The organism is Streptomyces sp. NPDC046712 (assembly GCF_040645695.1).
In the GTDB taxonomy this organism is placed as follows: domain Bacteria; phylum Actinomycetota; class Actinomycetes; order Streptomycetales; family Streptomycetaceae; genus Streptomyces.
In genome coordinates this window covers 1-21,348 of sequence record NZ_JBEYYW010000032.1, presented here as the reverse complement: position 1 = coordinate 21,348, position 21,348 = coordinate 1, and the positions used below count along the sequence as shown (strand labels likewise).

Here is a 21,348-nt window from a genome sequence, read left to right as displayed (position 1 = left end):
TGACGTCGGTGGAAGAAATGGCACAACGCCACGACGCGGTGTCACCGGTCGAGGTCGACGCTATGCCGGGATGAGAGATGTCCGGGCCGATATCGGCCATTGTCGGCGGGAGGCCCGGACGGAAGGGATCAGCGAACGCCATGTCGGCCCGGCCGCGGTAGCGGACCGGGCGAGAGCCGGGGGCTTCGCTGCCCCCTCGGCGTATCGCGCTGATCACGGGAAAAGCCTATCGCTCTCCACCCGGGGGCCGTCATGGTCCGTATGTGTACAAAAGAGGGGGTGGAAGTTTGACGTTATGGACAGCGACACATGTCCTCTTGGCAAAGCAGCCCGCGGCGGGCAGCGTGGTGGGTACACCACTGGGATCCGGGAGTCGCCATGGCGAAGATCTTGATCGTGACCGGGGATGCGGCCGAGTCGCTGGAGGTCATGTACCCCTACCAGCGCCTTCTCGAAGAGGGGTACGAGGTCCATATCGCGGCTCCGGCGCGCAAGCAGCTGCGGTTCGTGGTGCACGACTTCGAGCCGGGCTTCGACACGTACACCGAGAAGCCGGGCTACACCTGGCCCGCCGACCTGGCGTTCTCGGAGGTGGATCCGGGCGACTACGTGGCGGTCGTGATCCCGGGCGGCCGGGCCCCGGAGTACCTCCGCAACGACCCGGAGCTCCGCAAGATCCTCAAGTCGTTCTTCGACGCGGACAAGCCGGTGGCCCAGATCTGCCACGGCCCGCTCCTGACGGCGGCGATCGGGGGCCTGGAGGGCCGCAGGGTCACGGCGTATCCGGCCCTGGAACTCGACATGCAGGCGGCGGGCGCGAGCTTCCAGGACACCGAGGCGGTCGTCGACGGCACCCTGGTCTCCTCCCGTGCCTGGCCGGACCACCCCACCTGGATGCGCGAATTCCTCAAGCTCCTCCGCGCGAAGGCCTGACCACCGAGGGGTGGCGGCTCCGCCGCCACCCTGCCCCCTCCGGGCCGCACCCGGCTCCGTACGCCGTCCTAGACCAGCTCCTCCGCGACGGCGACCGCCTCGGCCAGCGAGTCCACCACCGGGACCCCCACGGCCTCCAGCGACGCCCGGCTGTGCGAGCCCCCGGTGTACAGCACCGCCCGCGCCCCCACATGCGCCGCGGCCCGCGCGTCGTCCGCGGCGTCCCCGATGACGACCACCCGCTCCGCCGGGACGTCGGTCAGCGCCGCCAGATGCCGCACCATGTGCGCCGACTTCCCCTCGGTCGAGGACCCGATCCGCCCGTCCACCCGCACGAAGCGCTCCTCGATGCCGTGCCTCCGCACCAGCGGTATCAGCTCGGCGTGCGGCGCCAGCGACAGCAGCGACTGCGTGAACCCGGACGCCTGGCGCGTCGCCAGCAGCTCCGCCGCCCCGACCGTCAGACCGCAGCTCTCGGCCCGCTGCCAGTAGTGCCGGTGGAAGGCGCCGTCCATCAGCGCCCACTCGGCGTCCGTGGGCAGCCGCCCCATCAACCGTTCGTAGAACTTCGGCACCGGCACCGTGTACAGATCCCGGTAGCGCGCGAGCGTGATCGGCTCCAGACCCAGCTCGGCGAACGCCGCGTTCGTCGCCCCGATGACCGCCTCGATGTCGTCGAGCAGCGTGCCGTTCCAGTCCCAGACCAGATGCTTCCCGGGCTTCCCGTTCTTCCCCATGCGAAGACGGTACCGGCACCCACCGACAGGACGAGGACGGTCAGCTGAGCAGCCCCGGGATCTCCTGCACGCCGAACCACAGCAGCTCGTGGTCCTCCGCACCGTCCACCGTGAACTGCGCGTCGTCGTCACCCAGGTCCGCCGCGCCCAGCGCGTCCGCCGCCGCCGAGACGTCCGCCTCGGCGTCGTCCGCGTCGGCGTGCACGGCCGCCGCCTTGGCCAGCGGTACGGCTCCGGCGATCCGGACCTCACCCAGCGAGCCGGCGTCCAGGCCGCGGTCGGGGTCGACCACCGCGTCCTTGTCCGGCACATCGACGGCGACGACGATCCGGCGCCGTGCGGCCGACGGGTCCCCGGCGAGCAGCCGCAGGGACGCGGAGGCGGCCCGGCTGAGCGCCGCGTACTCCAGCTCCTCGATGTCGTCGGAGACGTACCACTCGCGCAGGGCGGGGGTCACGGCGTACGCGGTCAGCGGGCCGGGGCCCAGCTCGCCCGCCTTGTGCGCCTGTGCGAGACCGGGGAGGGTCAGGGGGACGTACACGCGCATGGCTGGCCGCTTTCGTAGTCGGAAACGCCCTCAGGATACGTGCGGAGTCCCCCTTCGGGGTTCTCGGGCCGCCGTCCCGCCGGTCCACCCGAGGCATCCCCCACCCCTGCGCCGACAGACCCGCAGGACCGCCTCCTCACTCTGATAGGTGAACCTGCCGAACGGCCGCACGGGGGCCCACGCCGCCTTGCGAGGGCGCCGAGCATCCCCGTACAAGATCCCCAACAGAAGTTACCGCCCGGTAGGCCATCGGGCGCGACGGAACGGGGACCGCCCATGGACACCACCGCCACGACCACGCCGCCCACGCCCCCGGCCACGCCGCCCATGCCCGCGCCCATGCCCGCGCCCTTGCCCGTGGCCACGCCGCGCACGCCCGCGCCCCTGCCCCCGGCCACGCCGCCCATGCCCGGGCCCCTGGCCGCGGCCACGACCCGCCCCCGCACCCCACGCCCTCGCTCCGCGCCCCGCGGCCCGGCCGGCACCGGCCCCCGCGGTTCCGCGGGGACCCGCCCCGGGACCGCCTCCCGCGGCCGTACGGCGCCGCCTCGGGTCCTTCCCACCCACGCCCACTTCGCCGAGCGTCTCCTGCTCGTCCTGAGCGGCCGGCGCCCCGTCCACTGGATGCTGGGCCACACCGTCGGCGAGGCGTACGAGCAGCTGGTGCAGCTCGCCCCCGCGACCCCCTTCGGGGGTCAGGGCGCCCGCCCCGTGCTCCGCAGCTGCCGCGTCCAGCCCGGCCCCGGCGCCATGGAGGCGTTCGCCAGCATCGTCACGCACCAGGGCGTACGAGCCATGGCCTTCCGCCTCGAACTCGGCGCCGACCGCCGCTGGCGCTGCGCCGCCGTCGAGCTGGACGGCCTCCACGCGCGCGTGCCGGTCCAGTCCGGCGCCGCCCGGACATGACGAAGGGGCCGGCCACCTCACCAGGTGCCCGACCCCTCCTCCCCACAGGGGGGTTACTTCTTGCGGCGACGCCCGCCGCTGCTCTTCTGCGCCTTGCGCCGCTCGGCACGCGTCAGGCCGTCACCACCCGCCGCGGCCTCGTCGCTGACGAAGTCGCCCTCGACGATGCTGCCCTCGCCGTCCACCTTCGGCGCGGTGAAGTGCAGCCGGTCCGGCCGCTGCGGGGCGTCGAGCCCCTTGGCGCGGATCTCCGGACGCGCGGCGCCGGCCGGCACCGCGTCCTCCTTGGTGAGCGACGTGGCACCGCCCTGCACCGGGACCTCCTCGACCTGCTGCTCGACCTGGACCTCCAGGTTGAACAGGTAGCCGACGGACTCCTCCTTGATGCCCTCCATCATCGCGGTGAACATGTCGAAGCCCTCGCGCTGGTACTCGACCAGCGGGTCCTTCTGCGCCATCGCGCGCAGGCCGATGCCCTCCTGGAGGTAGTCCATCTCGTAGAGGTGCTCGCGCCACTTGCGGTCGAGCACGGAGAGGACCACGCGGCGCTCCAGCTCACGCATGATGTCCGAGCCGAGCGACTTCTCACGGGCGTCGTACTGCTCGTGGATGTCGTCCTTGACGGACTCGGCGATGAACTCGGCGGTGATGCCCGCACGGTCGCCGGCCGCCTCCTCCAGCTCCTCGACGGTGACCTTCACGGGGTAGAGCTGCTTGAACGCGTTCCACAGCCGGTCGAGGTCCCACTCCTCCGCGAAGCCCTCGGCGGTCTCCTGGCGGATGTAGTCGTCGATCGTGTCGTCCATGAAGTGCTGGATCTGCTCGTGCAGGTCCTCGCCCTCCAGGACGCGGCGGCGCTCGCCGTAGATGACCTCGCGCTGGCGGTTGAGGACCTCGTCGTACTTCAGGACGTTCTTACGCGTCTCGAAGTTCTGGGTCTCGACCTGGGACTGCGCGGAGGCGATGGCGCGCGTGACCATCTTGTTCTCGATCGGCACGTCGTCCGGCACGTTGGCCATGGCCATGACGCGCTCGACCATCTGGGCCTTGAACAGGCGCATCAGGTCGTCGCCGAGGGAGAGGTAGAAGCGGGACTCGCCCGGGTCGCCCTGACGGCCGGAACGGCCGCGCAGCTGGTTGTCGATCCGGCGCGACTCGTGGCGCTCGGTGCCCAGCACGTACAGCCCGCCGAGCTCCTTGACCTCCTCGAACTCCGCCTTCACGGCCTTCTCGGCGCGCTCCAGGGCGGCGGGGAGGGCCGCGGCCCACTCCTCGACGTGCTCGACCGGGTCCAGGCCCGCCTGGCGCAGCTCGGCCTCCGCCAGGTCGTCCGGGTTGCCGCCGAGCTTGATGTCGGTGCCTCGGCCGGCCATGTTCGTGGCGACGGTGACAGCGCCCTTGCGGCCGGCCTGGGCGACGATCGTCGCCTCACGGTCGTGCTGCTTGGCGTTGAGCACCTCGTGCTGGATGCCGCGCTTGGAGAGCTGCTGGGAGAGGTACTCGGACTTCTCGACCGACGTCGTACCGACGAGGATCGGCTGGCCCTTCTCGTGCTTCTCCGCGATGTCGTCGACGACGGCGGCGAACTTGGCGACCTCGGTCCGGTAGATCAGGTCCGACTGGTCCTTACGGACCATGGGCTTGTTCGTCGGGATCGGGACGACGCCGAGCTTGTAGATCTGGTGGAACTCGGCCGCCTCGGTCATGGCCGTACCGGTCATGCCGGAGAGCTTGTCGTAGAGGCGGAAGAAGTTCTGCAGGGTGATCGTGGCAAGGGTCTGGTTCTCGTCCTTGATGTCCACCCCTTCCTTCGCCTCGATCGCCTGGTGCATGCCCTCGTTGTAGCGGCGGCCGGCGAGGATACGGCCGGTGTGCTCGTCGACGATCATGACTTCGCCGTCGATGACGACGTAGTCCTTGTCCTTCTTGAACAGTTCCTTGGCCTTGATGGCGTTGTTCAGGTACCCGACGAGCGGGGTGTTCACCGACTCGTAGAGGTTGTCGATGCCCAGCCAGTCCTCGACCTTGGCGACGCCCGACTCGTGGATGCCGACGGTGCGCTTCTTCTCGTCGACCTCGTAGTCGCCGGTCTCCTCGATGCCCTTGAGCGGGTTTCCGGGCTCACCCTTGGTGAGGCGGGTGACCAGCTTCGCGAAGTCGCCGTACCACTTCGTGGCCTGGTCGGCCGGGCCGGAGATGATCAGCGGCGTACGGGCCTCGTCGACGAGGATGGAGTCGACCTCGTCGACACAGGCGAAGTTGTGGCCGCGCTGGACGAGCTCGTCCTTGGACCACGCCATGTTGTCGCGCAGGTAGTCGAAGCCGAACTCGTTGTTCGTGCCGTACGTGATGTCGCAGCCGTACTGCTCGCGACGCTGGGCCGGCGTCATGTTGGCGAGGATGCAGCCGACGGTCAGGCCCAGGAACTTGTGGACGCGGCCCATCATCTCGGAGTCGCGCTCGGCCAGGTAGTCGTTCACCGTGATCAGGTGCACGCCCTTGCCGGACAGCGCGTTCAGGTACGCCGGGAGCGTGCCGACGAGGGTCTTGCCCTCACCGGTCTTCATCTCGGCCACGTAGCCGAGGTGCAGGGCGGCGCCGCCCATCAGCTGGACGTCGTAGTGACGCTGGCCGAGGACACGCTTGGCGGCCTCACGGACGGTCGCGAAGGCCTCGGGGAGCAGGTCGTCAAGGCTCTCACCGTCGGCGTACCGCTGCTTGTACTCCTCGGTGAGCCCCCGCAACTCGGCGTCGGAGAGGTTGACGAAGTCCTCTTCGATGGAGTTGACCTGGTCCGCGATGCGGTGCAGTTTGCGCAGGATCTTGCCTTCGCCTGCACGCATGAGCTTGTTGAAGACGGACACTGAGGCTGGTCTCCTTGCCGGTCGGGCCTGCACTGGGTCGTGTGATGGACTCGGGCGCGGGCACGGCAGGTGGTCCCCACCGCAACGGCCATCGTAAGCGAGACCGCCGCCGCGCCGGGAGGCCCGAAGGGCCGGAGCGTCACCGCTGCCCGGAATGAGAACGCATGAGACGCACCGAAGGTGCCGCCGAGCCCGAAAAGTGTTCGCTTCCCGTCGGCCCGATCACCAGAATTCCGTCATGGAGCCGACGACACTGACCACGGAACGCCTACGACTGCGCCCCTTCGTCCCGGAGGACGTCGAGGCGGTCTTCGCCGCCTGCCAGGACCCCGACATCCAGCGCTGGACGACGGTGCCCTCCCCGTACACGCGTCAGGACGCCGAGTACTTCCTCGGCCGCCTGGTGCCGGACGGCTGGCGCGACGGCGCGGAGTTCACCTTCGCCGTCGAGCCGCTGGACGGCGGGCCGCTGCTCGCCGCGACCGGCCTGCACGACAGGGGTCCGGGTGTACGGGAGGTCGGCTTCTGGGCCGCCAAGGAGCACCGCGGCCGGGGCTACGTGACGGAGGCGGTGGGCGCCCTGGCCCGGTGGGCCTTCACCGAGGCCTCCTGCCATCGTCTGGTGTGGCGGGCCGAGGTCGGCAACACGGGCTCGCGCACGGTGGCCGAGCGGGCCGGTTTCCACGTGGAGGGCGTCGAGCGCGCGGGCCTCACCACCAGGGGCACCGTCCGGGACTGCTGGGTCGCCGCCCTGCTCCCCTCGGACCTCGACCTGCCGTCCCCGCTGCCGTATCTGCCGGGCCGCGGCTGATTTCCGCAGAGCCCGGGCGGACTGTCAGTGCCGCCCTCTAGGGTGCGGATCATGACCACTGTGCCGCCGCCCGCCACCGAACTGTCCGCGGACGAAGCCCGCCGGATCGCCCTGCGCGCCCAGGGATTCCTGGGCGCGCCGGACCGCCGCGCGGGGGTGCGGGGCGTGCTGCGTCACCTGGGCCAGGTACAGCTCGACACGATCTCCGTCCTGGCCCGCTCCCACGAGCTGATCCCGTACGCGCGCCTGGGCGCGGTGGGCCGTACGACGGTCGAGGGCGCGTACTGGACCGAGGGGCACGCCTTCGAGTACTGGTCGCACGCGGCCTGCATCCTGCCGGTCGAGGAGTGGCCGCTCTTCGCCTTCCGCCGCCGGGCCTACCGCGACCGTCCGCACTGGTACCACGACCTGCCGGACGGCGCGTACGACGCGGTGATCAAGCAGCTGCGGGCCGAGGGCCCGCAGACGGCGACCGAGCTCGGCGGCGCGAAGAACAAGGGCGAGTGGTGGGACTGGTCCGAGTCGAAGATCGCCGTGGAGCGGGCGCTGATGTACGGCGAGGTGGTGTGCACCGAGCGGCGCGGCTGGAAGCGGGTCTACGACCTGGCCGAGCGGGCGATCCCGGACACCCTGCTCCATGACGACCTGGACGACACCGAGTGCCTGCGTCGGCTGGTGCGCCAGGCGGGCGAGGCGCTGGGCGTGGGCACGCGCGCGGACATCGCCGACTACCACCGGATCAAGGGCGAGCACTTCGACGCCGTGGTCGAGGCGTCCGGGCTCGTGCCGGTGACGGTGGCGGGCTGGGCCAAGCCGGCCTGGGCCGACCCGGCGGCGCTGGCGAGCGAGCCGCGCGGCCGGCACCGTACGACGCTGCTCTCGCCCTTCGACTCGCTGATCTGGGAGCGGGCGCGCACGGAGCGGATCTTCGGCTTCACACACCGCCTGGAGGCGTACGTGCCGAAGCAGAAGCGGGTGCACGGCTATTTCGCCATGCCGTTGCTGGCGGGCGGGAAGCTGCTGGGCCGCGTCGACCCGGCGCGCGAGGGCCGGACGCTGGTGGCCAAGCAGGTGTCCCTCGACTCCCCCAAGGCGGTCGGTCCGATGGCGCAGGCCCTGCGCGAGGCGGCCGAGTGGGTGGGCTGCGACGCGGTACGGATCGAGCGGGCGGACAGCCCCGCGGTGGGCGCGGAGCTGACCGCCGCCCTCACCTGATCTCGAGGATCTTCTCCCGCATCGCGTAGACGACCGCTTCCATCCTGGAGTGCAGCTGGAGCTTCTCCAGGATGTTGCGGACGTGGTTCTTCACCGTGTTCTCGGAGATGAACAACTCCTTGGCGATGTCCCGGTTGTTCATCCCGGTCGCGACGAGCTTGAGGACCTCCAGCTCGCGGTCGGTCAGCCGGGGCGCAGGTACCAGCCGGCGCTCGTCCGTCCGCTGGATCATCGACTTGAACTCGGTGAGGAGTTTGGACGCCATCGAGGGGCTGATCTGCGACTGGCCGTCGGCCACCGCGCGAATCGCCGTGGCGACCTCGTCGGTGGAGATCTCCTTCAGGAGATAGCCGGTCGCGCCCGCCTTGATCGCGTCGTAGAGATCGGCCTCCTCGTCGCTGATCGTCAGCATGATGATCTTCGCGCTCGGGGCCACCTCCTTGATGGAGGTGCAGGCCTCGATACCGCCGCGCTTGGGCATCCGGACATCCATCAGCACGATGTCGGGAAGCAGGTCGGCGGCCTTGTCGACGGCCTCCGCCCCGTCACCCGCCTCGCCGACGACCTGGATGTCCTCCTCCTGGGCGAGGACGATCTCCAGACCCCGACGGAAGAGGGCATGGTCGTCCACCACGAGGACCCGGATCGGCTCCTTGCGGGAATCCCCGCTGTCCGAATCCGATCCCTCGGGGGTGGCCGCGCCATCGGGCTCCCGCCCGCTGTGCACCGGCCCGAAGCTGTCCGCCATCGTTCCTCCCCCTGAAGGCCGTGGCCTGAATTCGTGTTCGGTCCTCCAACCACTGCTCTCGAAGCACCGGTTGGCGTGCACGCCATGATTTCATGCCCGGACGACGGCGCGGTGATCCCGTGCTCTCCACGGGGTCGCACGGGGGTGCCCCTGGGGGCGCAAGGGGCGCTCCAGGGGCACCGTGACGGACAGAGTGGGTGTGGTGCTGCGGCTGCGGGTCAGCCGCCGAGGGCACCACCGGCGCCGCCGCCCTCGGCGAGCGGGTCGCTCTCCAGATGGATGACGCCGTAGTCGTACGCGTGTCGCCGGTAGACGACACTCGGCTGCTTCGTGTCGGAGTCGACGAACAGATAGAAGTCGTGACCGACGAGCTCCATCTCGTAGAGCGCCTGGTCGAGGGTCATCGGCGCGGCGCTGTGGGTCTTCTCGCGGACCACCAGCGGGCCTTCGCCCTGCACTTCGATCGAGCCCATCATCGTGGTGGGCACTCCACCGGCCTCTTCGGCGACCAGCTCGCCGCTTCCGTTGAGCTGTGCGACGCCCGGCACCACATCGGCGACCTCGGCCGCCGACAACCTGCCGCTGCCACGGCGGGTGTACCGCTTGTCGTGCTGCTTGCGCAGTCGCGCGTCCAGCTTGTCGCTGGCGAGGTCGAGCGCTGCGTACGGGTCGCCTGCCGCCGCTTCCGCCCGGATCACCGGGCCTCGGGAGTGGAGGGTGATCTCTACACGGTCGGACCTGTCGGCCTGCCGCGGGTTGTGCTCCTTGGACACCTCGACGTCGAGGCTGATCACCTTGCCGTCGAGCTTCTGGATTCTCTCCAGCTTCAGCTTCTCGGCCACGTGCTTGCGGAACCGCTCGGGCACCTCGGTCTTGCGGCCCTTGACGACGATGTCCACGCAGAACTCCGTTCCCGGATCGCTCGGAGCGGCTCCTGTGCCGCTGAGCATCTCCCTTTGCACCAGACTCCGGTGAATGCCGGAGCCTCGGACTTGGCGACTTTCACCTCCTCCTCCCCAGTCGGCAAGATCCCCACCCCACCGACCCGAGGTTAATTCGCCCTGAACTCCTGTCCTGTAGGCGCACCCGTGCATTCGCTGAGGCGTAGCATTCGCCATTCCTCACAACCGAACATAGCTCGTTCGGACGGGTGTCGGCACCCGCTGCCGCCACATACCTCCGTACGGGTGTTTCCACCTCTCATCACCTGCAACGATGCAAGTTCTCCGTCAGTTCCGGTTTAACTCGAACGACGACGGAGAACATGCCACTACCGCCGCCGCGGGTTGTACGAATCCGCTTTCCGTCGCGCCGTTTTCCGCCGTGCCTCCGTGCTGTCCCGGAATGAACGGCGGGTGTACGGCACGCAGTGCCCGCGCCGCCTCCCTCAACGAGGCACCCGTGGTCATCAGATCGTCCACCAGCACCACCTGCCCGCCCGCCATGAGCCGTGCCCCTCCGGCCACCACCTCCAGCGCCCCGGCCAGATTCGCGAACCGCGCACGAGCACCGAGCCCCGACTGGTCCGCCACGGCACGACGCTGGCGCAGCACCGGAATCACCCGGGCGGCCCGCCCCCGACAGCGCAGCCTGCCGGCCGCGGCCAGCGCGATGCGCCGGGTCGGATCGTGGCCACGTGCCCGCACCGAGCGACGTGACGAGGGCACCGGTACGAGGAGAAGGGGGCCGGTCCCCGATGCGCCAGAGCGCCCGGCAGCAGCCTCCACGGCGCCTGCGAGCGCGGACCCCAGGGGCCCGGCGAGCGAAAGCGCGCCACGCTCCTTGTGGGCGAGGAGCACGGCCCGCACGGCGTCGGCATAGGGCGCCGACGCATGGACGACCGGCAGTCCGGCCGGCTCGGGACGGGGCCGCACCCGGCGCGGGCCGGGGCCTGCCAGCTCCTCCCGGCACCGCGCGCACAGCTCCGTACGGGCCCTGCCGCAGCCTCCGCAGGCGACCGGCAGCACCAGTCCGGCGATCTCACGCCACCACCCCCGCATGGCTCCACTGTCCTCCTGCCGGTCCGGTCCGGCCACCCCTGTGGACAACGGGGCGGCAGGGCCGATCACGAGCAGAGCGGGAGGCCGACCGGGTGACCGGCCGGATGACCGGCAGGGTGACCGGCCGGATCTCGGCGGCTATCCCGGATAGACCGGCGCGGAGCCCGCGACCTTGACCATGCGCTGCCAGTTCGCGCCCGGCATCAGACGCACGATGCCGTCGTTGCCCGAGTCGGCGACCACCGGAGCGCGCTCGTCGTTCGGCGCGGCGACCGCCGTCACGCCGTTCAGGCCCGGCAGCACCGAGGCCGTCGAGGTCGCGCCGTCCGTCTGGACGTAGCGGACCTGCTGGACCCCGCCCGCCTCCTTGCCGACCACGACCAGCCTGCTCGGACCGGCCCAGGACACGGCGGTGACGGCCTCCATCCGCGGCGCCACAGGCTGCAGATCCGCCACCGACACGGTGTGCTGCGTCCCGCCGCCGTCCCGCTCCACCCGGCCGATCTTCAGGGTGGTGCGGCCGTCCTTCTCCTTGAGCAGCAGCGCGATCCGCACACCGTCCGCGGAGACCCGCAGCGACTCGACCCGGGCACCGTCCGCGAGCCAGGGGGCCCGTACCTCGACGGGCTCCCCGTCACCGCCCGGAACCACCCACAGACGCGGCTTCACAGGGTCGCGGTCCGCCACCCACAGATCGCCCCGGCCGTCCCAGCTCGGCGCGGACAACCGGTCCTCCAGCCGCGCCGCACCGCTCGACACCAGCGCGGGAGGCAGCTCGTCGTCGGACAGGATCGACGCCACGCGCAGCTCCCGCCCGTCCTTGCCGACCCCGGCCGCCCGGCTCTCCTCACGGTCCACGGCGACCGACCGCAGCGGCATCTCGCCCTTGCCGAACGGCCCCAGCGTCGAGTCCGCCTCCGTGTCCTCCTTGCCGCCGACCGGCAGCGTCTTCAACAGGCCGTGCTCGTCGAGGAAGAACGGGTTCTCCGCCCGCCCCGAGTCGTGCACCGGGGCGAAGTCCTGCGCCTGCTCCTTGGACAGCACGCACAGCCGCCCGCCGTCGGAACCTCGCTGCAGCTCCACCTGCTCGACCCGTACGGACGTCAGATCGCCGAGCGTGAACAGCAACTGAGCCGCCATCCGCCGGCACACCTCCCCGCCCACCCGGTCGGCCTTGGCGTTGAGCGGCACCTTCAGCGTGGACTGGTCGTCCGTCGCCAGCGAAGTGACGCCCTCCTTCAGCTCCGTACCGGAGGGGAAGCGTGAATCGACGGCCGGCTTCAGCCAGTTCGTCGGGCCCTCGAGCAGCGCCTTGACGGTCTGGGTCACCGGATCCATCCGGGTCACCGGGTCCTGCCGCTGCCGGATGTACACCGGGTCCGCGACGACCCACTCCTGCCCCGAGGCGAAGTAGTACTTGTTGACGGAGCGGTAGTTGCGCTGGAAGTCGGCCTCGCTGAGCACCAGACCCGGCGGCAGGTGGTCGATGCGCCACTCCTTGCCCTTGCCGTCCGCGGCGGGCTGCTGCACCACGTGGATGAAGTCCTTGTACTCGGCAGGGCTCATCGGCTGGTACGCGTGCCGGGCGTCCACCGTGGCGATCTGCCGGCCGCGGATCGGATACGACCGTCCCTGGCTCTCCGGGTCCGCGAGCCGGTCGGCCTGCTCACGGTCCGGCGCCGTGGTCAGCACCGTGATGCTCTGCGCGGGCTTCCAGGTGCGCGCGGCTTCCTTCGTCAGATACTTCCTGGCCGTGGCGAAACCGGGGTCGTCGCTGGTCATGGCCTCCAGGAAGCCGTCGACGATCTCGTCGGGCTCCGCGTTCTCCCGCGGCTGCACGGCATAGACACGGACCTGCGAGTCGCCCGGGTTGGACGCCTTCACGCTCCGTACGTCCCCGCTGTCGGGCATCGTCGCGCAACCGGTCACCAGCAGCCCACCGCAGGCGAACAGCACACCTGTCCGCACGCCGCCGGGCAACCGCCGGCCTCGGGAGTCAGCGCTCACCTGTTCCGTCCTCCCCCTCGGCGTTCGCCGACGCCATCGCCTCACCGCTGGCGGACTCCGCCGTCGACCGCGCGACCACCCGCGCACCACTGCCCGGCAGGGCCGTCGGATCCACCGTGGCCCGCGGCACCGTAGGCAGCCGCGGCGGTACGGGCAGAGCCGGCCGGTCGCCCACGGGCTGCACCGGCAGGGTCACCCGCCGAGGCCCACTCTGCGGCCCGTGCCCGGCGGCCACCTCGGCCGCCGCCTGCTCACGGTTACGCCGTGAGTCCTCGGGCTCCAGCGGGATCGGGGATCCGCGCAACGGCTCGTCCGCCGTCCGCGGCAGCGTGAGCCGGAACTGCGAACCGCCACCGGGCTCGCCCCACGCCTGGAGCCAGCCGCCGTGCAGCCGCGCGTCCTCCACCGCGATCGACAGGCCCAGGCCCGTCCCACCGGTGGTACGCGCGCGTGCCGGGTCCGCCCGCCAGAACCGGTTGAAGACCCGGGTCGCCTCGCCCGGCTTGAGCCCCACGCCGTAGTCCCGTACGGCGACCGCGACGGCGCCGCCCGCGGCGGCCAGCTTGACGATCACGTCCTTGCCCTCGCCGTGCTCCACGGCGTTGACGACGAGATTGCGCAGCACCCGCTCGACCCGGCGGGCGTCCGCCTCGGCCACGACCGGCTGCTCGTCGCCGACGACGACGATCCGGCCGCCCTTGCGCTCGGCGAGCGGCTCCGCGCCGCCTATCACCCGCCGGACGACCTGGCGCAGGTCTATCGGCTCGGCCTCCAGGGCCGCGGCCCCCGCGTCGAAACGGCTGATCTCCAGCAGATCGGCGAGGAGCGACTCGAAGCGGTCGAGCTGGTCGCCCAGCAGCTCCGCGGAGCGGGCGGTGACCGGGTCGAAGTCGACACGCGCCTCATGGATGACGTCTGCCGCCATCCGCACCGTCGTCAGCGGCGTACGCAGCTCGTGCGACACGTCCGAGACGAACCGCCGCTGCATCCGCGAGAGCTCCTCCAGCTGCTGGATCTTCAGCTGAAGGTTCTGCGCCATCTTGTTGAAGGCCTCACCGAGCCGGGCGATGTCGTCCTCGCCGGTGACCTTCATCCGCTCCTGGAGGCGGCCCGCCGAGAGCCGCTCGGCGATCCCCGCCGCCATCCGCACGGGCGTGACGACCTGGCGGACCACCAGCCAGGCGATGGCCCCGAGCAGCACGACCACGAACAGTCCGGCGGTCGCCAGCGTGCCCTTCACCAGGGCGAGGGAGTCCTCCTCGTGCGTCAGCGGGAAGAGGTAGTACAGCTCGTACTGGGTGCCCTCGGCGTCGTTGAGCCGCTTGCCGACCACGAGCCCGGCCTCGGAGTCCTTGCCGTTGGTGTAGTGGATCCGGGTGTACGTCTGGAAGGTGCCCGCGCCCTGGGCCACGTAGCCCCGCAGATCGGCGGGGATGCTCGTGGCCGGGTCGACCTCGCCGGAGGCGCGGGCGCCCCGGCTGGCGGGTCCGTCGGAGTCCTCCAGGGACAGCGCGACCACGTTGAACGCGCTCTGGCCGCCACTGGCGAGCTGTTCGACCAGCGTGGAGCGCCAGGTCAGCGAGGCGCCGGCACGGCCGCCGTCCTGCCCACCTGGCACGTACGGGGTCGTCGCCGCCTTGTCCTGGGCGGCCGAGAAGCCGCCGGCGGCCTGACTCTGGGCGGCCTGCTCCTTGGCGTCACGCAGACCGTTGCGGACCTGGCCTATGACGACCAGGCCGAGCAGCAGCACGACACCGAGTGACATCAGCAGGGTGCCCGCCACGACCCGCAGCTGGATGTTGCGCCGCCACAACCGCACGGCGGGCAGCAACGGACGGCGCACCCAGCGGGCGAAGAGCCGGAGCACCGGTCCACCCGGTGCTCCGTCCTGGAGCAGCAATCCGCCACGGAGCAGACGGCCGAATCGCGAGCCCCCCCGCCTCGGTCCGGCAGTCCGCCCCGACCGGACTCCCGGCTCCCCGGGCTTCGGAGCAGTACTGCCTACGCTCATGTCAGCTCGGCCCCGCCTTGTAGCCGACACCGCGGACAGTCACCACGATCTCCGGGCGCTCCGGATCCTTCTCGACCTTCGAGCGCAGCCGCTGGACATGCACGTTCACCAGCCGGGTGTCGGCCGCGTGCCGGTAGCCCCAGACCTGCTCGAGCAGGACCTCACGGGTGAACACCTGCCACGGCTTACGGGCCAGCGCGACGAGCAGGTCGAACTCGAGCGGGGTCAGGGCGATGGACTGCCCGTCCCGCTTCACCGAGTGACCGGCCACGTCGATGACCAGATCGCCGATGGCGAGCTGCTCCGGCGCGGGCTCCTCCGACCTCCGCAGCCGCGCCCGGATACGGGCGACGAGCTCCTTCGGCTTGAACGGCTTGACGATGTAGTCGTCGGCCCCGGACTCGAGCCCCACCACCACGTCGACGGTGTCGCTCTTGGCCGTCAGCATGACGATGGGTACACCGGACTCGGCCCTGATGAGCCGGCACACCTCGATGCCGTCCCTTCCGGGCAGCATGAGGTCCAGCAACACCAGGTCCGGCTTGGCCTCACGGAATGCGGCGAGCGCCTTGTCGCCGTCCGCTACGAACGACGGCTCGAACCCTTCACCCCGCAGCACAATCCCGAGCATCTCGGCCAGTGCGGTGTCGTCGTCGACGACAAGAACGCGTCCCTTCATATCGACATCATCCCATTAGCCAATCGTTACCTGCCGTGACCTGCCACACAGCCCCTCCACAGCCCCGGTCGTGATCCGGGGAACTCGTCCCTGCTCTGCCCGCCGCCGCTGCGGTTTGTGCGCACTGATCAGGCATCCGCCCAGTCTGCCCCCTGGAGCGCCCACAATGAAGGCGAGAATGGAGATGGCGGCCCCCGCCCACCGGCGGGCCCCTCGTGGCACGATGGCTCACGGCCCGCCGCCCGTACAGGCGATCGGCCCCTGAGACCGTGCCGGCTCGCCGAGCCGGCCCCGCGACCCTTCCTCGAGGTGGACGACCGTGAACGACACTCCGGGCTGGACTTCGCCCGGATCTGCTCCCTCCGACGGCCAGGACGGCTCCGGGGTTCCCCGGCCCGCGACGCCCGGTGACGCGAACGGCTCCGCCCCTCAGTGGTCCAAGGACCAGCCCCCCGCCGGACAGTGGTCCACGCCGACGGCCCCTGTCCCCGGCCAGGCCCCCGCGCCTCGGCCCGGCCAGGGCTGGGGCGGTCCGCCACAGCAGGGAAACTGGGGCAAGCCGCCGGCCGCCAAGCCCGGTGTGATCCCGTTGCGCCCCCTGGGCATGGGCGAGATCCTCGACGGCGCCGTGTCGACAATGCGCACCTACTGGCGCACGGTCCTGACAATCACGGTCACCGTCGCGGTGATCTCGCAGGTCGCCGACATCCTCGTCCAGCGCTTCCTGGCCCCGACCCCGCCGGAGCTCAACCCGGACGCTTCCCCGGACGAGGCCGTGGCGCAGCTCGGCGAGTCCCTGCAGACGACACTGATCGCCTCGATCCCCGCGATCCTGATCCTTCTGATGGCCACCCTGGTGAGCGCCGCGCTCCTCACCGTGGTCGTCAGCCGCGCGGTCCTCGGCCGCCCGGTCTCGATCGGTGCCGCCTGGCAGGAGGCCCGGCCCCGCCTGCCCCACCTGCTGGGGCTGACCCTGCTGCTGCCGGCGATGAGCGCGGCCATCGTGTTCGTCGCCATGCTGCCCGGGATCCTCCTCGGTGACGCCACCGGCGGCGCGCTCGTCGTCCTCGGCGCTCTGGCCGGCCTGGTCGTGGTCGTCTGGCTGATGGTCCGCTTCAGCCTGTCCTCGCCGGCCCTGATGCTGGAGCGACAGGGGATCATCCAGTCGATGAAGCGCTCGGCCAAGCTCGTCCAGGGCTCCTGGTGGCGCATCTTCGGCATCACGCTGCTGACGCAGCTGCTGCTCTTCCTCGTCGCGATGATCATCGCGATCCCGTTCGCGATCATCGCGATCACTGTCGACGGCGAGGGCTTCAGCGGCCTGATCTCCGGCTCCACCCCCGAGTTCGGCTGGTCGTTCCTGATCATCACCGGCATCGGCGGTGTCATCACCAACGCGATCACCTACCCGATCTCGGCCGGCGTGACCGTCCTCCTCTACGTGGACCAGCGCATCCGCCGCGAGGCCCTGGACCTCGAACTCGCCCGAGCCGCCGGCCTCCCCGGCTACGGCCCCGCCCCCGGCGACCAGGCCACCGGGAGCTGACGGGGTGCAGACAACGGGGGGCACGATCACGGCGCGGCTGCCGATCCGGGCAGCCGACGACGTACCGGTGGACATCCCCCGCGTCCCCGCCCGGGAGGCGGCGGAGCGGGAACTGTCCAAGCCGATGTACCACGAGAACGACCCCAGCCTGCTCGAACGCGGCCTCGACCGCTTCTGGGAGTGGGTCGGCGACCTCTTCGACTCGGCCTCGGGGGCGACCCCCGGCGGCCTGCTCGGACTTCTCGCGATCGTCGTGGTCGTGCTCGCCCTGGTCGGCGCGCTCTGGTGGCGGCTCGGCACTCCGCAGCTGACCCCCACCACAGCGGACTCGCTGTTCGAGGACGGCCCCCGCACGGCCGACCAGCACCGTGCCGCAGCCGCCAAGCACGCCTCCGCCGGCCGCTGGAACCAGGCGGTCCAGGAGCGGATGCGGGCGATCGTCCGCTCCCTGGAAGAGCGCACCCTCCTCGACCCGCGCCCCGGCCGCACGGCCGACGAGGCCGCCGCCGAGGCGGGCCGTTCCCTGCCCTCCCACACGGACGAACTCCGCGCCGCCGCCCGTTCCTTCGACGACGTCACATACGGCGGCCGCACGGCCGACGAGTCCGCGTACCGTCGCATCGAGGAGCTGGACGTGTCCCTGGAGCGGACCAGGCCCACCCTCGACACCGCCCCCGCGGGGGCATCCGAATGAGCCGGACACGCACCAGCGCCACCTCGGCCTCTCTGACCCCCCGCCAGATCTGGAGCCGGGCTCGCGGCGTACTCGTCCTCCTCGGCCTGATCCTGATCGGCGGCATCGTCCTGGCGACCGTGCGCTCCGCCGACCACCACGGCCGCCTCGACCCCCGCTCCGCCGACCCCAACGGCAGCCGGGCCGTCGCCGAGCTCCTCAAGGCCCAGGGTGTCACCGTCCGGGTGGTCACCACCCTCGACGAGGCCGCCGCCGCCACCGGAGCCGACAGCACGCTCCTGGTCACCACCCCGGACCTCCTGACGGAGCGCCAGCAGTCCGAGCTGCACAGGGCCATGACGGCTTCTCACGGCCGCACCGTCCTCGTCGGCGCGGGCAGTCCCTCCCTCGACGCCCTGGCCCCCGGAATCACCTCCGGCACCAGCACTTCGGTGACGGCCCGTCAGCCCGGCTGTTCCCTTCCGGCCGCCGTCCGCGCCGGCAGCGTCGACATCGGCGGCGAGCGGTACGTCACCGGTGCCGACACGGCCGACACCTGCTACCTCGGCGACGGGCTGCCCACCCTGGTCAGGGTCCGGGCCTCCGGCGGCGGCGACACCGTGCTCCTCGGCTCCGCCGACATCCTCTACAACGAGCGTCTCGACAAGCAGGGCAACGCCTCCCTCGCCCTGCAACTCCTCGGCTCCCGCACCCATCTGGTCTGGTACCTCCCCTCCCTCTCCGACACTTCCGTCGCCGAGAACGACCCCGAGGGCGAATCCCCCGACAGCGCCGCCGACAGCTTCCTCTCGCTCGTCCCCTCGGGCTGGCTGTGGGGCACCCTCCAACTCGCCCTCGCCGCCGTCCTCGCCGCCATCTGGCGAGCCCGGCGCCTCGGCCCTCTCGTGACCGAACGTCTCCCGGTCGCCATCCGGGCCTCCGAGGCCACCGAGGGCCGCGCCCGCCTCTACCGCAAGGGGAACGCCCGCGACCGCGCGGCTGCCGTACTGCGCAGCGCGACCCGTACCCGCATCGCCCCCCTCCTCGGCGTCGCCACCCAGGACGCCCACTCCCCCGAGGCCCTGCTCCCCGCGCTCTCGGCCCGACTCCCCGAGACCGCCGCAGCCCCCCGGGACCTGCTCTTCGGCCCGGCTCCCGCCGACGACGCCGCCCTGATCCGCCTGGCAGACCAACTCGACGCCCTCGAAAGAGAGGTACGCACCTCATGAGCGCCCCGACCCCCGAGACCGCTACGAACTCGGACAGCGCCCGCGCCTCCCTGGAGGCCCTGCGCACCGAGATCGCGAAGGCGGTGGTCGGCCAGGACCCCGCCGTCACCGGACTCGTCGTCGCCCTGCTCTGCCGGGGCCACGTCCTCCTCGAAGGAGTCCCCGGCGTCGCCAAGACGCTGCTCGTCCGTGCGCTCGCCGCCACCCTCGAACTCGACACCAAGCGCGTCCAGTTCACCCCCGACCTGATGCCGAGCGACGTCACCGGTTCACTGGTCTACGACGCCCGTACCGCGGAGTTCTCCTTCCAGCCCGGTCCCGTCTTCACCAACCTGCTGCTCGCCGACGAGATCAACCGCACGCCTCCCAAGACCCAGTCCTCGCTCCTGGAGGCGATGGAGGAGCGCCAGGTCACCGTCGACGGCACCCCCCGCCCGCTGCCCGACCCGTTCCTGGTCGCCGCGACCCAGAACCCGGTCGAGTACGAGGGCACCTACCCCCTCCCCGAGGCCCAGCTCGACCGCTTCCTGCTGAAGCTGACCGTCCCGCTGCCCTCCCGCGAGGACGAGATCAACGTCCTGACCCGGCACGCGAACGGCTTCGACCCCCGCGACCTCCAGGCCGCCGGAGTCCGTCCGGTCGCCGGCCCCGCCGAACTCGAGGCCGCCCGCGCCGCCGTCGCCAAGACGTCGATCTCCCCCGAGATCGCCGGCTACGTCGTCGATATCTGCCGTGCCACGCGTGAATCCCCCTCACTCACCCTCGGTGTCTCCCCCCGAGGTGCGACCGCCCTGCTCTCCACCTCCCGGGCCTGGGCCTGGCTCACCGGCCGGGACTATGTCACCCCGGACGATGTGAAGGCCTTGGCCCTGCCCACCCTGCGTCACCGCATCCAGCTGCGGCCCGAGGCCGAGATGGAAGGAGTCACCGCCGACTCCGTCATCAACTCGATCCTCGCCCACGTCCCCGTCCCCCGCTGAGAACGGCGCCCCATGGCCCTCACCGGACGAACCGCACTGCTCGCCGCCCTCGGATCGCTCCCCGTAGGCATCCTCGCCCCCAGTTGGACGGGGATGCTCGCGGTGAACGCGCCCCTCTCACTCGCAATTCTGTGCGACTACGCGATGGCCGCGCCAGTGCGAACGCTGCAGTTCACCCGAAGTGGTGACACAACAGTTCGACTGGGTGACGGGGCGGACGTGCAGCTCACGGTCACCAATACCTCCCGGCGCCGTCTGCGCGCCCAGCTCCGCGACGCCTGGCCGCCGAGCAGCTGGCTCCCGGGCGCCGACCAGGCCGCCTCCCGGCACAAGCTCACGGTCCCCGCCGGCGAACGCCGCAGGATCACCACCGCCCTGCGCCCCACACGCCGCGGCGACCGCCACGCGGAGCGGGTCACCGTCCGCTCCTACGGCCCCCTCGGCCTGGCCGCCCGACAGGGCAACCACAACGTGCCGTGGACGGTCCGCGTGCTGCCACCGTTCACCAGCCGCAAGCACCTCCCCTCACGACTGGCCCGCCTCCGCGAACTCGACGGCCGCACCAGCGTCCTCACCCGCGGTGAGGGCACAGAATTCGACAGTCTCCGCGAGTACGTGCCCGGCGACGACACCCGCTCCATCGACTGGCGTGCCACGGCCCGCCAGACCACCGTCGCCGTCCGCACCTGGCGCCCGGAGCGCGACCGCCACATCCTCATCGTGCTCGACACGGGCCGTACGTCCGCGGGCCGCGTCGGAGACGTCCCGCGCCTCGACGCCGCGATGGACGCCGCTCTGCTCCTCACCGCCCTCGCCTCCCGCGCCGGCGACCGTGTCGACCTCCTGGCCTACGACCGCCGCCTACGCGCCCAGGTCCAGGGCCGCTCGGCCGCCGACGTCCTACCTGCGGTGGTGAACGCCCTGGCCCCGATCGAGCCCGAGCTCGTGGAGACGGACGCGCGCTCCCTGGCCGCCACCGCACTGGCCCGGGCCCCGCGCCGCTCGCTCCTCGTCCTGCTCACGAGCCTCGACGCGGCTCCGATCGAGGAGGGCCTCCTCCCGGTCCTCCCTCAACTCACCCAGCGCCACACGGTCCTCGTGGCATCCGTCGCCGATCCGCACACGGCCCAAATGGCGGCGAGCCGCGGCACGATCGACGGCGTCTACGAGGCCGCCGCCGCGACCCAGGCCCAGGCCCAGCGCCACCGCACGGCGGAGCAACTCCGCCGCCAAGGCGTCACGGTCGTGGACGCCACCCCCGACAATCTCGCGCCCGCACTGGCGGACGCCTACCTCGCACTCAAGGCGGCCGGCCGCCTCTGAAACTGCCTGTGGGCTCCCGGCAGGGAGCCCACAGTTCGTACCTGATCCAGAACGCAGAAAAGCCCCGCACCATAAGGTGCGGGGCTTTCCCACAATGATTGTTCGGCGGCGTCCTACTCTCCCACAGGGTCCCCCCTGC

The 21,348-nt window shown here is 71.3% G+C and carries 18 protein-coding genes; 9 read left to right on the top strand and 9 right to left on the bottom strand.

Translation table 11 applies throughout. The features are described from left to right. Window positions 1–378 precede the first annotated feature (378 nt). A complete protein-coding gene (locus ABZ939_RS31430) occupies window positions 379–933 on the top strand; it encodes a DJ-1/PfpI family protein (protein WP_361862708.1) in 555 nt (184 codons plus the stop codon). A gap of 68 nt (window positions 934–1,001) precedes the next feature. Here the strand turns inward: ABZ939_RS31430 and ABZ939_RS31425 are convergent, their stop codons facing one another. Continuing rightward, a complete protein-coding gene (locus ABZ939_RS31425; protein ID WP_361862705.1) occupies window positions 1,002–1,670 on the bottom strand; it encodes an HAD family hydrolase in 669 nt (222 codons plus the stop codon). A gap of 40 nt (window positions 1,671–1,710) precedes the next feature. Beyond that, a complete protein-coding gene (locus ABZ939_RS31420; RefSeq protein WP_361862703.1) occupies window positions 1,711–2,217 on the bottom strand; it encodes a hypothetical protein in 507 nt (168 codons plus the stop codon). Between the two features lie 276 nt (window positions 2,218–2,493). Between ABZ939_RS31420 and ABZ939_RS31415 the strand changes: the two genes are divergently transcribed. Further along, window positions 2,494–3,123, top strand: coding sequence for an Rv3235 family protein (locus ABZ939_RS31415; RefSeq protein WP_361862700.1), 630 nt, complete (start codon window positions 2,494–2,496; stop codon window positions 3,121–3,123). 53 nt (window positions 3,124–3,176) lie between these two features. Here ABZ939_RS31415 and secA read toward each other — a convergent pair whose 3' ends face one another. Beyond that, window positions 3,177–5,987 (bottom strand): preprotein translocase subunit SecA, encoded by a 2,811-nt coding sequence (gene secA, locus ABZ939_RS31410; protein ID WP_361862698.1) that lies wholly within the window; start codon window positions 5,985–5,987, stop codon window positions 3,177–3,179. 238 nt (window positions 5,988–6,225) lie between these two features. Here secA and ABZ939_RS31405 point away from each other — a divergent pair, with 238 nt between their 5' ends. Continuing rightward, window positions 6,226–6,798 (top strand): GNAT family N-acetyltransferase, encoded by a 573-nt coding sequence (locus ABZ939_RS31405; RefSeq protein ID WP_361862695.1) that lies wholly within the window; start codon window positions 6,226–6,228, stop codon window positions 6,796–6,798. A gap of 51 nt (window positions 6,799–6,849) precedes the next feature. Next, window positions 6,850–8,013, top strand: a complete 1,164-nt coding sequence (locus tag ABZ939_RS31400) for a crosslink repair DNA glycosylase YcaQ family protein (protein ID WP_361862692.1) — start codon at window positions 6,850–6,852, stop codon at window positions 8,011–8,013. Here ABZ939_RS31400 and ABZ939_RS31395 read toward each other — a convergent pair. The 6 genes from ABZ939_RS31395 to mtrA form a co-directional block, all read right to left on the bottom strand. Beyond that, entirely contained in the window at window positions 8,006–8,761 is a 756-nt protein-coding gene (locus ABZ939_RS31395; protein WP_361862689.1) for a response regulator transcription factor, read from the bottom strand. The genes ABZ939_RS31400 and ABZ939_RS31395 overlap by 8 nt on opposite strands. Before the next feature lie 218 nt (window positions 8,762–8,979). Then, a complete protein-coding gene (gene raiA / locus ABZ939_RS31390; protein WP_361862686.1) occupies window positions 8,980–9,711 on the bottom strand; it encodes a ribosome-associated translation inhibitor RaiA in 732 nt (243 codons plus the stop codon). A 279-nt stretch (window positions 9,712–9,990) separates the two neighbouring features. After that, window positions 9,991–10,761, bottom strand: coding sequence for a ComF family protein (locus tag ABZ939_RS31385; protein ID WP_361862683.1), 771 nt, complete (start codon window positions 10,759–10,761; stop codon window positions 9,991–9,993). Between the two features lie 138 nt (window positions 10,762–10,899). Continuing rightward, window positions 10,900–12,672: an LpqB family beta-propeller domain-containing protein gene (locus ABZ939_RS31380; protein WP_361862847.1), complete on the bottom strand. Its 1,773-nt coding sequence runs from the start codon at window positions 12,670–12,672 to the stop codon at window positions 10,900–10,902. Between the two features lie 85 nt (window positions 12,673–12,757). Continuing rightward, on the bottom strand, window positions 12,758–14,779 hold the full coding sequence (gene mtrB / locus ABZ939_RS31375) for an MtrAB system histidine kinase MtrB (protein ID WP_361862681.1): 2,022 nt from the start codon (window positions 14,777–14,779) through the stop codon (window positions 12,758–12,760). Window position 14,780: 1 nt separating this feature from the next. Continuing rightward, entirely contained in the window at window positions 14,781–15,458 is a 678-nt protein-coding gene (mtrA, locus tag ABZ939_RS31370; protein ID WP_009333493.1) for a two-component system response regulator MtrA, read from the bottom strand. 319 nt (window positions 15,459–15,777) lie between these two features. Here mtrA and ABZ939_RS31365 point away from each other — a divergent pair, with 319 nt between their 5' ends. Genes ABZ939_RS31365 through ABZ939_RS31345 form a run of 5 tightly spaced genes read left to right on the top strand, consistent with a single transcriptional unit; the run spans window position 15,778 to window position 21,209 of the window. Then, entirely contained in the window at window positions 15,778–17,004 is a 1,227-nt protein-coding gene (locus ABZ939_RS31365; protein WP_361862678.1) for a hypothetical protein, read from the top strand. Between the two features lie 4 nt (window positions 17,005–17,008). Continuing rightward, a complete protein-coding gene (locus ABZ939_RS31360; RefSeq protein ID WP_361862676.1) occupies window positions 17,009–17,698 on the top strand; it encodes a DUF4129 domain-containing protein in 690 nt (229 codons plus the stop codon). Next, window positions 17,695–18,906, top strand: coding sequence for a DUF4350 domain-containing protein (locus tag ABZ939_RS31355; protein WP_361862673.1), 1,212 nt, complete (start codon window positions 17,695–17,697; stop codon window positions 18,904–18,906). Before ABZ939_RS31360 ends, ABZ939_RS31355 begins: the two co-directional genes overlap by 4 nt. Continuing rightward, window positions 18,903–19,886 carry a MoxR family ATPase gene (locus ABZ939_RS31350; protein WP_361862670.1) on the top strand — a complete coding sequence of 328 codons (984 nt, stop codon included), beginning with the start codon at window positions 18,903–18,905 and terminating at the stop codon, window positions 19,884–19,886. The genes ABZ939_RS31355 and ABZ939_RS31350 overlap by 4 nt, the downstream gene beginning before the upstream one ends. Before the next feature lie 12 nt (window positions 19,887–19,898). Continuing rightward, entirely contained in the window at window positions 19,899–21,209 is a 1,311-nt protein-coding gene (locus ABZ939_RS31345) for a DUF58 domain-containing protein (protein ID WP_361862667.1), read from the top strand. Window positions 21,210–21,348: the final 139 nt, after the last annotated feature.

Excerpts from the sequence above, each read along its gene's own strand:
- mtrA (WP_009333493.1), bottom strand. The coding sequence starts at position 15,458 with ATGAAGGGACGCGTTCTTGTCGTCGACGACGACACCGCACTGGCCGAG.
- ABZ939_RS31430 (WP_361862708.1), top strand. The coding sequence starts at position 379 with ATGGCGAAGATCTTGATCGTGACCGGGGATGCGGCCGAGTCGCTGGAG.
- ABZ939_RS31420 (WP_361862703.1), bottom strand. The coding sequence starts at position 2,217 with ATGCGCGTGTACGTCCCCCTGACCCTCCCCGGTCTCGCACAGGCGCAC.
- raiA (WP_361862686.1), bottom strand. The coding sequence starts at position 9,711 with ATGCTCAGCGGCACAGGAGCCGCTCCGAGCGATCCGGGAACGGAGTTC.
- ABZ939_RS31400 (WP_361862692.1), top strand. The coding sequence starts at position 6,850 with ATGACCACTGTGCCGCCGCCCGCCACCGAACTGTCCGCGGACGAAGCC.
- ABZ939_RS31345 (WP_361862667.1), top strand. The coding sequence starts at position 19,899 with ATGGCCCTCACCGGACGAACCGCACTGCTCGCCGCCCTCGGATCGCTC.
- ABZ939_RS31350 (WP_361862670.1), top strand. The coding sequence starts at position 18,903 with ATGAGCGCCCCGACCCCCGAGACCGCTACGAACTCGGACAGCGCCCGC.
- ABZ939_RS31380 (WP_361862847.1), bottom strand. The coding sequence starts at position 12,672 with ATGCCCGACAGCGGGGACGTACGGAGCGTGAAGGCGTCCAACCCGGGC.
- mtrB (WP_361862681.1), bottom strand. The coding sequence starts at position 14,779 with ATGAGCGTAGGCAGTACTGCTCCGAAGCCCGGGGAGCCGGGAGTCCGG.
- ABZ939_RS31395 (WP_361862689.1), bottom strand. The coding sequence starts at position 8,761 with ATGGCGGACAGCTTCGGGCCGGTGCACAGCGGGCGGGAGCCCGATGGC.
- ABZ939_RS31355 (WP_361862673.1), top strand. The coding sequence starts at position 17,695 with ATGAGCCGGACACGCACCAGCGCCACCTCGGCCTCTCTGACCCCCCGC.
- ABZ939_RS31385 (WP_361862683.1), bottom strand. The coding sequence starts at position 10,761 with ATGCGGGGGTGGTGGCGTGAGATCGCCGGACTGGTGCTGCCGGTCGCC.
- ABZ939_RS31415 (WP_361862700.1), top strand. The coding sequence starts at position 2,494 with ATGGACACCACCGCCACGACCACGCCGCCCACGCCCCCGGCCACGCCG.
- ABZ939_RS31405 (WP_361862695.1), top strand. The coding sequence starts at position 6,226 with ATGGAGCCGACGACACTGACCACGGAACGCCTACGACTGCGCCCCTTC.
- ABZ939_RS31425 (WP_361862705.1), bottom strand. The coding sequence starts at position 1,670 with ATGGGGAAGAACGGGAAGCCCGGGAAGCATCTGGTCTGGGACTGGAAC.